11 protein-coding genes and 1 tRNA gene are annotated in these 12,767 nt (G+C 61.3%); 3 read left to right on the top strand and 9 right to left on the bottom strand.

All coding sequences use genetic code 11. The annotated features are described in order from the left end of the window. Positions 1-75: 75 nt before the first annotated feature. Both ELS24_RS05955 and dapB read left to right on the top strand, forming a co-directional pair. Positions 76-612, top strand: coding sequence for an outer membrane protein assembly factor BamE (locus tag ELS24_RS05955; RefSeq protein ID WP_050447244.1), 537 nt, complete (start codon positions 76-78; stop codon positions 610-612). A gap of 16 nt (positions 613-628) precedes the next feature. Next, complete coding sequence (dapB, locus tag ELS24_RS05950) at positions 629-1,420, top strand: 4-hydroxy-tetrahydrodipicolinate reductase (protein ID WP_127183657.1); 792 nt, start codon at positions 629-631, stop codon at positions 1,418-1,420. A gap of 63 nt (positions 1,421-1,483) precedes the next feature. Here the strand turns inward: dapB and murB are convergent, their stop codons facing one another. Continuing rightward, the gene (murB, locus tag ELS24_RS05945; protein WP_127183656.1) at positions 1,484-2,530 is read right to left on the bottom strand and encodes a UDP-N-acetylmuramate dehydrogenase; all 1,047 of its coding nucleotides are present in this window, start codon (positions 2,528-2,530) and stop codon (positions 1,484-1,486) included. A 210-nt stretch (positions 2,531-2,740) separates the two neighbouring features. On the opposite strand from murB, the gene ELS24_RS05940 reads away from it, so the two are divergent. Next, positions 2,741-2,816, top strand: a tRNA-Gly gene (locus ELS24_RS05940). 223 nt (positions 2,817-3,039) lie between these two features. Here ELS24_RS05940 and ELS24_RS05935 read toward each other — a convergent pair. The 8 genes from ELS24_RS05935 to ELS24_RS05900 form a co-directional block, all read right to left on the bottom strand. Beyond that, positions 3,040-5,676, bottom strand: a complete 2,637-nt coding sequence (locus tag ELS24_RS05935) for a S8 family peptidase (RefSeq protein ID WP_127183655.1) — start codon at positions 5,674-5,676, stop codon at positions 3,040-3,042. Positions 5,677-5,810: 134 nt separating this feature from the next. Beyond that, on the bottom strand, positions 5,811-7,316 hold the full coding sequence (locus tag ELS24_RS05930) for a lytic polysaccharide monooxygenase (RefSeq protein WP_127183654.1): 1,506 nt from the start codon (positions 7,314-7,316) through the stop codon (positions 5,811-5,813). A gap of 272 nt (positions 7,317-7,588) precedes the next feature. Then, entirely contained in the window at positions 7,589-9,121 is a 1,533-nt protein-coding gene (locus ELS24_RS05925; protein WP_164741220.1) for a lytic polysaccharide monooxygenase, read from the bottom strand. Positions 9,122-9,336: 215 nt separating this feature from the next. Further along, positions 9,337-10,509: a sensor histidine kinase gene (locus ELS24_RS05920; RefSeq protein ID WP_127183652.1), complete on the bottom strand. Its 1,173-nt coding sequence runs from the start codon at positions 10,507-10,509 to the stop codon at positions 9,337-9,339. Positions 10,510-10,525: 16 nt separating this feature from the next. Beyond that, positions 10,526-11,212: a response regulator transcription factor gene (locus ELS24_RS05915; protein ID WP_127183651.1), complete on the bottom strand. Its 687-nt coding sequence runs from the start codon at positions 11,210-11,212 to the stop codon at positions 10,526-10,528. 242 nt (positions 11,213-11,454) lie between these two features. Next, entirely contained in the window at positions 11,455-11,943 is a 489-nt protein-coding gene (locus ELS24_RS05910; protein ID WP_230693407.1) for a type II secretion system protein, read from the bottom strand. Then, positions 11,918-12,307 carry a type II secretion system protein gene (locus ELS24_RS05905; RefSeq protein ID WP_127183650.1) on the bottom strand — a complete coding sequence of 130 codons (390 nt, stop codon included), beginning with the start codon at positions 12,305-12,307 and terminating at the stop codon, positions 11,918-11,920. Before ELS24_RS05905 ends, ELS24_RS05910 begins: the two co-directional genes overlap by 26 nt. Next, complete coding sequence (locus ELS24_RS05900; RefSeq protein ID WP_050447256.1) at positions 12,282-12,758, bottom strand: type II secretion system protein; 477 nt, start codon at positions 12,756-12,758, stop codon at positions 12,282-12,284. The genes ELS24_RS05905 and ELS24_RS05900 overlap by 26 nt, the downstream gene beginning before the upstream one ends. Between the last annotated feature and the right edge of the window lie 9 nt (positions 12,759-12,767).

The following is a 12,767-nucleotide window of genomic DNA, read 5'->3' as shown; positions in this document are numbered from 1 at the left end:
TCGCGGAACTATCCTTATGAAACCTTTATGATAACGGTTTTGTCTGCTTCCAAATAATAGGGGCGCGTAGTGTCCATGATTGCACGAATTCCCTCCCGCTCGCTGAAGACCGGATTGGCCGTTGCCGCCCTGGCCATCGCTCTTGCCGGCTGCTCGGGGGACAAGTGGGGCTTCCCCTACAAGGCCGGTGTCCAGCAAGGCAACTGGATCACCCAGGAACAGGTCGCGCTGCTTCAGCCCGGCATGACGCGCGAGCAAGTCCGCTTTGCGCTGGGCAGCCCCACGCTCACCAGCGTGCTGCACGCCAACCGCTGGGACTATCCCTACTATTACAAGCCCGGCTATGGTGAAGCGCGGGAACGCAAGTTCACCGTCTGGTTCGAAAACGACCGCCTGACCCGCTGGGAAGGCGACAAGCAGCCCGACCTGCAGCCTTATCAACTGAACACGCCCAGCAGCATCGCCGACGAAAAAGCGGACGAACGCCTGGATCGGGACGAAGCCCGGGTCGAGCAAGAGCAAGATCTGGAAAGGCGTGATGCCGATGCCCCCGTCAGCCCGCTGAACCAGTACCCCGGTCAGCCCGGCAACGCGCCCGAGCCGCTCCGGTAACTTCCAAGGATTTTTCATGCGTATTGCAATTGCCGGCGCAAGCGGCCGTATGGGCCAGATGCTGATCGACGCCATTCTCAAGTCCAACGGCCTGAAATTGGCCGTGGCGCTGGACCGCAAGGGATCCACCGCACTGGGCCAGGACGCGGGCGCTCCGCTGGGCCAGCAGACCGGCGTGCTGATCACGGACAATCTTGACGCACTGGCCGACGCCGACTGCCTGATCGATTTCACGCGGCCCGAAGGCACGCTCGAACATCTGCAAGCCTGCGTGAAGCACGGCACGCGCGCCGTCATCGGCACCACGGGGTTCGACGACAATGGCCGCGCCGCCATCGAAGTGGCCGCGCAAAAAATCGCCATCGTGTTCGCACCTAACATGAGCGTGGGCGTCAACGCCACGCTCAAGCTGCTGGACATGGCTGCTCGCATCCTGAATTCCGGCTACGACGTCGAAGTATTCGAAGCACACCACCGCAACAAGGTCGATGCGCCCTCGGGCACCGCGCTGAAGATGGGCGAAACCATCGCGTCCGCCTGGGACGTGGCGCTGCCCGACGTGGCCACCTGGAGCCGCCATGGCGACACCGGTGTGCGCAAGCCCGGCACCATCGGCTTCTCGGTCCTGCGGGGCGGCGACATCGTGGGCGACCACACTGTGTCGTTCTGCGGCATTGGCGAGCGCATTGAAATCACGCATCGCTCCGGCAGCCGCGCCACCTATGCGGAAGGCGCGCTGCGCGCCGCCCGCTTCCTGGAAGACAAGCACAACGGCCTGTACGACATGCAGTCGGTATTGGGGCTGTAAACCTGGCTTTGCCAACGAAAAAAGGATCCCACGGGATCCTTTTTTCATGCGCGCTGCATTGCCTTACACCACCACGGGCTCAGGCTCCAGTTTGACGCCGTAACGCGCCTGCACCGACGCTTGAATTTCGCGCGCCAAAGCCATGATGTCGGCAGCCGTGGCGCCGCCTCGGTTCACCAGCACCAGCGCTTGCCGGTCATGCACGCCGGCCGCACCCAGCGCCTGCCCTTTCCAACCGCATTGGTCGATCAGCCAGCCCGCCGCCAGCTTGTAGCGGCCGTCTGGCTGCGCATAGGAAACCAAGCCCGGGAACTGCTGAGCCAGACTGTCGCGCACATCGGCTTCAACAATCGGGTTCTTGAAAAAGCTGCCGGCGTTGCCGGTCACGGTAGGATCGGGCAACTTCGCGCGGCGAATTTCGCAGACCGCATCGAAAATGGCCCGCGCGGTGGGCGCACCCTGGGCAAGCCGCTCGTGGCGTTGCAGGTCGGGATAGCCCAGCATGGGGCGCCAGGGCCGGGGCAAGGCGAAACGCACGCTGACGATCACCCAGCGGCCCGGCGCGTCGTGCTTGAAGGCGCTATCACGGTACGAAAAACGGCAGTCGGACGGCCCCATCTCAACAAACCGCCCCGCTGGCACATCCCAGGCGGTCAGGCTGTGAAACCGTTCTTCGAATTCGACCCCGTAGGCGCCAATGTTCTGCACCGGCGCTGCCCCAACCGTGCCCGGAATCAGCGCCAGGTTTTCCAACCCATCCCACCCTTGCGCCACACATTGCTCGACAAAGCCGTGCCAGTTTTCCCCGCCCGCCGCTTCAACCAGCCAGGCATCCGACCGGTCCTGCAACAGGCGCACGCCCTTGAATGCCACCTTGGCCACCAGGCCGGGAACGCGCTCGGGCAACACCAGATTGCTGCCGCCGCCCAGTACCAAGAGGCTATCCGCACGCCGCGCCAGGTCGGACAAGGCCGGCAGTTGGGACACGTCGTCCACCGATACGAATGCTTCGGCTCGTGACGCCAATCCCAGCGTATTCAGCGGGCTCAGGTCTTGGGCAACGGGAGTCAGCGCGTTTGGCGCCGTTTCGATAGCAGAGTGTGTTGACATGGGTGCTACGGGTTATGCTATAGTTTCGGTCTTCGCTCATATTACTTGATTGAGTGTTTGGGTTTAGCCCACTGGCCACTGGTTCGGCCAAGTACCAAACCTGAATGACAAGCTCAAAAAAATCATGTAAGATGCGCGCCTTCTGATCGATAACCAAGTTGATCAGAGTGAATAAGAAACAGGTTCTGAGTAGTGCATGACGGAACCCATGCGGGAGTAGCTCAGTTGGTAGAGCGCAACCTTGCCAAGGTTGAGGTCGCGAGTTCGAGACTCGTCTCCCGCTCCAAATTCAGATTTGCAGCGTTCAAGCAACCAAGCGTTCATGAACACTGAAAATCACCAAGAAGGGCCCGACACAAGTTGTCCGGCCCTTTTTTCATTTCCGCCGCGCATTCGCGTTCGCGCGCGAGCCCCTCCCCCTTCCTCAACAAAAACAGCCCCCGCCAGAAAACCGGCAGGGGCTGCGGTGCTTCACGCGACAATCGCGTCAGGCTTGGTCTTTGGAAGACTTAACGCTGCATCCACGCGTCCTGCCAATGCGAACCCGTGCCCGGCGCATAGTGCGAAGGCGATTGGCTGCACCAGCCGCTGTACGGGAAGATCTTGCATTCAAACGTCTTGCCCACGTTCACGACCTTGTCGCCCGCTTTATAGATCGTGCCAGCCTTGTACTGCGGGTAGCCGCCCACGGCCGGCTTCGCCAACACCGTCACGGTGTGGCTGGCCTGGACTTCACCGCGCGAGTTGCTGACCGTCAGCGTAAAGCGGTAAGGCGTGTCCTTCGCGGTGGACGGTGCGACGAAACTGATGTCCGCCTGATCCAGCGCCCCGGCGGAAATGCCCGCGGGCACAGTCCAGCGGTAGCGCAGGTCGGTACCGGTGGACGCCTTGCCCGACAGCACCACGCGTTCGCCGCTCTTGACCTTGGCGGGGCCGCTCAGCTTGGCTTGCGGCGCAATCACTTCCGGCACCACTTCAGGCACCACTTCCTTCGCCTTGGCTTTGACCACATGGCTGGCGGTGGCGGTGCGGCCGCGCTCGTCAGTCACGGCGAGCTTGAACGTCAGGTTGCGGTCCTGCGCCAGCGGGGGGCCATAGAACGTGGCCATGGCCCCGTTGGCCTGCAAGGCGATGTCGTCCATGCTGGTCCACACGTACTTCAGGCCCTGGCCCGTGGAACCGGTGGCTGACAAGGTGGCCGATTGCAAGGCCTGCACTTCGGTGGGGCCGCTGATGCGCGCGACCGGAAGCGGCACGGGCGCCGGTTCTAGGTCGCAGGCTTCGGGCATTTTCCACGGCTTGCCGTACTGCGCCGAGTTCTTGTCCGGCGCGGCATCCACGTTCCAGTAGTTCTGGCGATACAGCTTGCCGTTGTACGACACAGCCTCGTTCGGCACGTTGTACACCTTGCGGGCATCCCAGGCGGGAGCGCTGGCGCACACGCCAGCAGCCTTCGCCTTGACCAACACGCCATGGTGCGCAGTGGCGCTGCGCCCTTGCGGGTCGGTCACTTTCAGCGTGATGCGGTAGGCGACGTCCTTCGCGCTTTCCGGCGCGACGAAGCTGGCCTTGACGCCCTGCTCCACGAACTTCAGCGCGGGCTGGCTGCTCCACGCATAGCTCAGGTCCTTGCCGGTCGAGTCAGCGGCCGACAGCATCACCTTGTCACCCGCATTCGCTTGCGCGGAACCAGAGACGTGGGCTTGCGGCGCCTGGCCGCCGATGCTGGTGCCCCCCAACAGTTCCGCCGCGCGAACCAGATCGGGTTGCACGCCGATGGGGCGATCCGGTTCGACGAAGGGCACGGGGTTGCCGCTGTCCACCAGAATCTGACGCATGACCTTGGGCGGAATATTGCCCAGGCCGCGCTCACGCGCCAGGCTCTGCAGCCACGCCACGCTACCCGCGATGATGGGGTTGGCGGACGACGTACCGTTATAGCTGGTCGTGTACAGGTTGTGCTGGCCTTCCTTCCAGTCCGTGGTGGTGACGCGCCCACCCCAACTGAACACGTCCACGCGGCTACCGTATTCCGAGAACCACGCGGTCCTGCCCAGGATCGGATCAGCCGCGCCCACATAGATGGCGCCCGAATCACGCTTGGTACGGTCATAGCGGCCGCGGAAATACGGATCGTCCAGGTTGGCCGAGCCATTGGCCGCCGCCAAGACCACGTGCACGCCCTTCTCCTTCGTCAGATACGAAATGGCGTCGTAGACCGCGTCAACATGCTCGACGGGCAGCCAGCAGGCCGTGGTCGGCCCGCAGCCATTGCTGAACTTGTAGTGCACGCCAATCTGCACCACGTCGCCCGCTTGAAGCACGTTGCGCAGGTCGATCATGCCGCTGACGCTGTACTTGGTGTAGCCCGCCTGCGCTTGCGGCACGATGCCGGTCACGCCATAGCCGTTGTCCTGCCCGAACATGATGCCGGCCGACATCGTGTCATGCGAATCAGGCTTTTCCACATACTGGCCGTGGTGCAGGAAGGGCTTGGGCAGGTCAACGTGGTCGAAGTCCCAGTGACTGATCTCGTTCGAGATCAAGCGCACGTTGGCGCCATAGTGGCCCGTCTGACGCTGCGCCTCGAAGGCATTGATGCCGCCCAGCACCCAATAGCCGGGCTTGGGGCCCTGCATATAGTTTTGGCACGTGGGCGCAAGCGCGCCGTCGCAGTTGGTGTAGTCGGGCGTGCCCGGCGCGGCGCGCGTGACTGCCATGACGGGATCGGCCTCCAGACCTCCGCCCATCGACATCGGCACGGGTTCGATCTGCGCGCTTTCCACCAGCGGATTTTCCAGCAGTTGCTTGACCAGCAGTTCCGCGTCACGGCCGCGCATCATCTCGGCCGAAATCTTGTAGTAGCGCGTGAGGTTATGGCGTTCCAGCGCGGCGATATCCTCGTGGTTGCGCATCATGGGCGACAGCGGAACCAAGGGTTCCATGCCATTGGCCAGGCGCGTCAGCGCGTCCATTGCGCTGGCCACCTCGGGCGTCGGCGCAACACGCTGGACCGGATTGGGCGCTTCCGCCTTCAGCCGAACGTAGATGGGCCGAGGTTCATCAGCCGAGGCCGCATGCCCCGGGGCGATAAATGCCGTGCCGAGCATCAGCGCAAGCATCGATAACTGTATTTTGTTTTTCATGGCTATTCAGTGATCCGCCTTGCCGGCGGATCCAACAACACAAAAAGAAAGCCCACCTCCCATCACTGAGAGGGGGCTGGCGTCCAGCGCGGGCCAAGACGCCTACCGCCTTGGCCCGCTTCTATAACGACGGCTTACTTGACCAGGTCCCAGGCCTGGGTCCAGTAGCCGCCCTTGCCGGGCTCGTAGTGGAACGGCGACTGGCCGCACCAGTTGGTGTAGGGCCACGGCTTGCACTCGTAGACCTTGCCCAGGTTGGTGACGCGCTCATGCGCCTTGTAGGCAGTGCCGGCCTTGTAGGCGGGCGGCGTGTCGCCGGTGCCACCATTGCCACCATTGCCACCATTGCCACCCGTGCCGCCATTGCCGCCTTCGTCAACAACCGGCTTGCCCTTCACCGTCACCACATGGGACGCATTCGACGCGCCCTTGTCGTTGCGGGTCGTCAGCGTGAACGAGTACTGCTGGTCCTTCGTCAGCGTCGGCGCCACGAAGCTCAGCGTGGGCTGATCCTTCACCGCGGCGCTGATGCCGGCCGGCACCGTCCACGAGAACTTCAGATCGGTACCGGTCGACGCCGAACCCGACAACGTCACCTTCTGGCCCGCTTGCACATTGACCGGGCCGGCGATGCTCGACACCGGCGGGATGACCACGGGATCCGGCTTGATATCAGCCGCTTCCTTGGTGACCACGAAGTGGTACTTGTTGCCGTCCATCGAATAGACGTGCGACTTGTCCACACCCACGATAGGGGTCACGGTCTTGCCATCGGCGCCCAATTGGCCGACACGCACGCGCTTGGACGAACCGTTGACGGCATTGCCCAGCACTTGCGTCCAGCGCTCGCCTTGCACGGCGTTCTCGTCCAGCGGCACGCGCAGTTGTTCCAGGTATTCGCCGTTGCGCTTGGGGTCGGCCAGACGCCAGACCAGCGTTTCACCCACCTTGGTTTCGCCGATGGAGTACAGCGCGCCGATGTCCGACGGCTTGATGACGTTGGAGACGCCTTCGATGTTCACGTCGCCGCAAGCGCGATAGGACTCGCCCGAGGTCACGCCATCGCCCACGTGGTTGGTGTTCCAGACACTCATGATCAGGTGGCGGCCCGTCTTGCCCGCGGGCAGCGTGCAGCTGTATTCCTGTTCACGGCCTTCGCCCGCGGCTGCCGGCGTGAAGTCGCGCTGTTCGCAGAACTTTTCAAAGTCGGAAAATTGCAGCGGCTTGGTCGAGTCGTACGGCATCTTCGTAATGAAGAATTGCAGCGACTTCGTGCGGTGGGCCACGGTGTGGTTCCACTTCAAGGTGACGTTGCCATTGGCATCCGGCTTGAGCGTGGTGATGGGCCATTGGGCCAGCGCGTTCAAGCCGCGATGCGAGGCCTTGGTGCCACCGTCGCACAGGCGGTCGCCCGGCGTCGTTGCAACCGTTTTCTCACCGCCCGGCTTTTGCCAGACCTCGCGCCAGTCGTACACGCTGCCGCCCTGCGCCTTGAAGGCGGTGCAACCTTCGCTTTGGCTACCTGCGTAGCAATGCAGAATGCGCGCCTTGGGATGCGACATCGTGCCGTGAGCCAATACCGAACTGGACACAGCCGCCAGGACCAGTCCGCCCAGCAGGGTTATTTTAAATTTCGCCATTTTTTTATAAACACTTCAGAGTGAGGTTGAATAAATCACCTTCCATGCAGCACGCAGGACAAGGTGAATTCATTCTCGGCCGGAAGCTCATTGATAATCAAAGTTGATAAACGATTCCTTAAAGCACTTTCCCCACACTCATTAAGAAAATAATCTGGCGGCAAAAAAAAATCCCCCGCGCTTTCGCACGAGGGACCAGGAACTTCTCTTTCCGCGTTATTTACTGCGGATTTTCAAGCGGTTTCAGCTCAGACTGAGAACAGTGAAGGGAATTACTTCACCAGGTCCCAAGCTTGCTGCCAAGCCAGGCCCTTGCCGGGAGCGTAGTGCAACGGCGAAGCGCTGCACCATGCGGTCACGGGCCAGATCTTGCACTCGTAGACCTTGCCGCCGTTGGTGACCTTGTCGCCAGCTGCGTACGTGGTGCCTTCCTTGTAGGCCGGGTACTGGCCGGTCTGGCCGCCGTTGCCGCCATCGGTGCCGCCGTTGCCACCGCCGGTGTTGCCACCGTCAGTGCCGCCGCCGGTTTGCGCCTGCTTCTTGACCAGCACGGAATGCGTCTTGCTCGACGAACCCTTTTCGTTCGTGACCTTGACGGTGAACGAGTAGGACTTGTCTTGCGTCAGGGCCGGAGCGGTGAAGCTCAGGTCAGCCTGGTTCAGCGCCGAAGCGGTGATGCCAGCCGGAGCGGTCCACTGGAACTTCAAGGTGCCACCACCGTTGTTCGAGCCCTTGGCCGACAGCGAAACGCGCTCGCCAGCATTGGCCGTTGCCGGGCCAGTCAGTTGCGCCGTGGGTGCGTTGATGACGACGGGCGGCGGATCCACCGGCTCGGCAGCCTTCTGGTCAATCGCGAAGCCCACCTTCTTGTTCAGGCCATAGACCTGGTTGTCGGAGTCGCTTTGCTGCGGCACGACCTGGCCATTGGACTGCATCTTGCCGACCTTGATGACGGACGACTTGTTGTTCACTTCCTTGGCCAGTGCGTACATCCACTGAGCAGCCTTTTCTTCACCGGCCTTGACGATGATCGAATGGCTTTCCAGGTCGCCCGAGCGGCTCAGGTCGAACACGCGCAGGGTCATCTTCGAACCGGCTTCGACTTGGCCGCCTTGCAGCACGCCGCTGGCTTGCCATTGCACGTTGGCAGGCATCACTTCCACGTTCGAGCAAGCGTAGAAACCTTCAGCGTTGTCGCTGGGGTCACGTTGCCACACGCTGTAGATCACGCGCTTGCCGGTGAAATGGGCGGGGATCTTGACGTCCAGCGGGGTGATCGAGTTGTTGGCCGGACGCGGCAGGAAGCCGGTGTCGCCGATCAGTTCCAGATCGTCCCAACGCAGGCCGCGCTTGGGATCGTAGCTGTCCTTGCTGATGTAGGTCTTGAAGTACGTGCTGACGTGGGCAGCGGTCTGCATGTACTTGAATTGCGCCTTGCCGTTGGCGTCCGGCGTGATGACCGTGGTGGGCCACTCGTAGTTGCCGTCAAGTTCCTTCCAGCTTTCCTTGCCGCCAGCGCAAAGCAGGCCGTCGCGGATGTGGTCCTTGTGGTTGCTCTTGACACCCAGAATGGCGTTGGACTGCCAGCTTCCCGCCAGATTGGCGATCTTGCCGCAACCCGAATGCTTGGGGTTGTTCCACGGCGTGTCGTGGGTGTTGCAACCGTATTCACGGCTGGGGGGATCGATCACGGAGCCGTGAGCCGAAACCGTGGTGGGCGCCATCGCCATCAGCACAGCCTGCGTCAGCGCCGCGACCGGCAAGGCAAGCTTGGCGGCTGCACCGCGCAAAGAGGTTTTAGTCATCAAATATCCTTCGTTTAATGGATTGTTTTTCGCATTCTCATGAACCGGAAATCGCACGGAACTCGTGAAAGCGAAGCCATTATTCCCGGCGCTCAAAAACGGCAAAACCTTTCTCAACACACTATTAAAAGCAGGTGTTGCATCGTTGCCGCAACGCGTATTCGGCATGGAACAGGCGCACGAAAGATAAAAAAAAGCGCCACAAGGGCGCTTGTTCATGAGGCGGCCTGAAGGCCGGTTCGAAGCCTTTCACGCGGCTCCCGGCGGTCCGCGTCGACGCACGGAATCGGCATCATTGGAAATATGAGTGAAAACTCGCTTCCTTCACCAGGGCGAGAGCTTACCGCCAGCTTTCCAGCGTGCGCATCCACCACTGTCGCCACCAACGCCAGGCCCATGCCGACTCCGTCACGGCTGCCCGGTTCAACCTGGAAGAATGCCTGACAGAGCTGCGGCATGACGGACTCCGAAATGCCGATTCCCTCATCCATCACACTGATACGCGCCATGTCGCCCTGACGCTTCAAACACAAGGTAATTCGCGTATCGGGCTCCGAGTACTTGATCGCGTTGTCCAGCAGGTTCATGACGGCCCGCTGCAGCATGCAGTAGTCACCCGACACCCACAGCTTTTCTCCGCATTCACGGATTTGCACATCGATGCCTTTGCGTTCAGCCAGCACCATTGATTGATCAGCGGCTTCCTGACCCACGTCCAACAGCGAAACCGGCAGGAAATTGGTCTTGTCCAAACGTTCGGCGCGCGACAGATGCATGAAGTCTTGCGCTACCGTCAGGCTGTACTGCACCAGGTCACGCACGGATTCCGCGAACGCCTCCTGCTTCGGGTCATCGCTTTCCGCGCTTTGCTTTTCCACCATCAACAGGATCGTCGACAGCGGGCTGCGCAGGTCATGCATCATCTGCAGCATCACTTCGTTGTCGCGAGCGCAGTTCGGCTTGGCAGTCGACACGGCCTGCGGCGTTGCCGGCACGGCGGCGTGGGGCAGTACACGTTCACGGCGGGCGCGGCGGGTTGCCATTCGCCACCGCACGACGCAGATGTAGGCCAGTGCAAGACCCACCACCGGCGCCACGATTGGCGTCCAGCGGCGCGCCGTGATCACGACGAACGCGGCCAGCAGCCAGAAGCCGATCAGCCAACCCAAGGCACGCAAGCGCCTTTTCGACTGGCCCGCGATCACGCTGAACAAGGCCAGGCCCGCCAGGATGCCAAAGTCGGCGAGCACACCAGGCGCCGCCGCCGTCAGCGGTTCGCCATCACTGGGCATGGCAAAACACAGCAAGATGATGCCCAGGTTGCAGAACAGCAGCGCATCGTTTTTTCGGGCGCCCAAGCGCGCATAAGGCCAAATCAGGAATTTCATCGTCAGGCTCCGAGGCTCAATACATGCGCTCGAGGCGGTAGCCGTAGTTGTACACAGTGGCAATCACATAGCCATTGCGCGACCGCAAGCCCAGCGCGGAGCGCAGGTTGCTGACGTATGTGGCCAGGCTGGCGTCATATTTCCGATCGACGGTGCCCCAGATGTGCTGGCACAAAGCATCCTTGGTAATGATGCGGCCGGGGCTTCTGAACAACATCGTGGCCAGGTCGAATTCCCGCGTGGGCAGGGTCACGGGTCGCCCGTCCACCGTCAAGGTCTTGGCCTCCAGGTTGAAGGAAAAGTGGCCAACCTGGAACTGCAGCGCGGTGGCTTCGCCGCGTTGTGACTTGCGCAACTGTGCGCTCATGCGGGCCAGCAGTTCGCGCTCGCGCACCGGCTTTTGCAGATAGTCGTCAGCGCCCATGTTCAAGGCCTGCACGATGCTTTCTTCGTCGTCGCGCTGGGTCAGCATCAGAATGGGCATGGATGGGGCCAGGTTGCAACGGGCCCACTTCAGCACGGCAAGGCCCGATGCGCCCGGCACTTCCCAGTCAAGCAGCACCACATCAACTTTCTGTTGTTGCAGCAGCGCGATGAAGCCGTCGCCGTCACCGCGCGAGAAGGCCTGGTGGCCGTGGCTTTGCAACAGTTTGGTGACCCACTCGACTTGAGTGGGCGAATCTTCAAGAATGGCAACAATCATTGAGTCAGTTCTTATGTAAGCGCAATTCCCGAAGACTTTTATTTTTACGGCAATCACATTGATACCCCGACAGAATGATTTCATGCAGGGATAGACACAACAATAAGAAATTTCTCAAAGCCAAACCAAGAAAGACAGATCTCAAGATATGAAAATAAGCCGTTAATACGTACTTATTTATTCTCCTCAAAATAGACACAACCAGGGTTATTAACAATGCACCCCGAATTTCCATTCATTGATTAATTAACGCCCATGAATACAAACTTCCAATCCTGATAACTGGATTTTCCAGACATATCACCCAGCTCGGCGTCAAACCCACCCTGCTTGATCGGCTTTCGTTCCGACAAGCTGTATACCCCCATGATGCCGCCGTCCGGCGATTTGACGATGCCCCATTCCGTGCCGCCGGTAATCGGGTCGGCATACAGTCGGCGCAAATGACGACGGGTGAACGACACGCGGTCGTCCTTGAGCAGCGCATCCAGGGTTTTGGGATAGGCCGGCGCCGTGCCGGACTGGTAATAGGACGCCAGCGCGCGCTGGAACTGTGTGCCGACAAACAGCAGTTCGGCCTCCTGGTCGCGCAGCTTCTGCATGGACCACGGCTGCACCACCGCGGTCAGCCCGGTGGCCAACGCCACGACCAGCATCAGCACCGTCAGGTAGCCAAACCCCGCCTGACGCGGCAACGCGCAACGCCTACCACCGCGCATAGTCCAGCCCATCCAAGCCCCTGCCCTGGGCGCCGCTGACCACATCGTTCACACCCGGCGCGTCGCCCGTCTGCGGCAGCCAACTGTCGCGCCGGCCCGTCACCGGGTCCATGGGCAGTTCACGCAGGTACTTGTCCGTGACCAGCGCGCCCAGGGACTCGGGGTTGTTGCCGTGGTCGGCGCGATAATCATCAATGGCGTGCCGGATCGCCTGCAGGTTATGGCGCAGCACCGTTTCACGCGCACGGTCGTTGCTTTTGAAAAACGACGGCGCCACCAAGGACATCAAGGCGCCGATGATGGCCATGACCGCCATCAGCTCAATCAGCGTAAAGCCGGCGCAACCGCGCTTACCATTCTTTGTACGGAACGCCATTGAGGCCTCTTCGTTGACTTTTTGAACGCACATCGAAGACGTCGCGCCCCGATGAGAAAGATTCGGCCGTACTGTCGTAGCTACGGGTGTCCCAGGTGTCAGCGGCCGATCGGTTTTCGCAGTGCTCGCACATGGGGTCGGCCGGCAAACGGCGCAGGAAATACAGCATGCCCCCGTTGGGGTCCGTCTTGTTCTGCACACCCTTGACCAGTGAATCCAGGTCCGGCGGATAACCGCTGCGGTCCAGCGGCTTGTCGACCTTGCCTTCGCGGCTGGCCTGGTAATAGGCGTCGATCGCGTTGCGCAGGGTGTGCAGGCTTTGGCGTAGCTCGCGCTCTTGCGCGCGCTGCTTGATCAACGCGGAAAATGGCAGCGCAACGCTCAACAGCAGGGCCAGCAAGGTCATGGCCGCCATCATTTCGATCAGCGTGAAACCGGATTGCTTTCGCATGGCCCGTCC

The sequence above is a fragment of the Achromobacter spanius genome (assembly GCF_003994415.1).
Classification (GTDB): domain Bacteria; phylum Pseudomonadota; class Gammaproteobacteria; order Burkholderiales; family Burkholderiaceae_B; genus Achromobacter; species Achromobacter spanius_C.
This window is presented reverse-complemented; position numbering and strand designations above follow the sequence as displayed.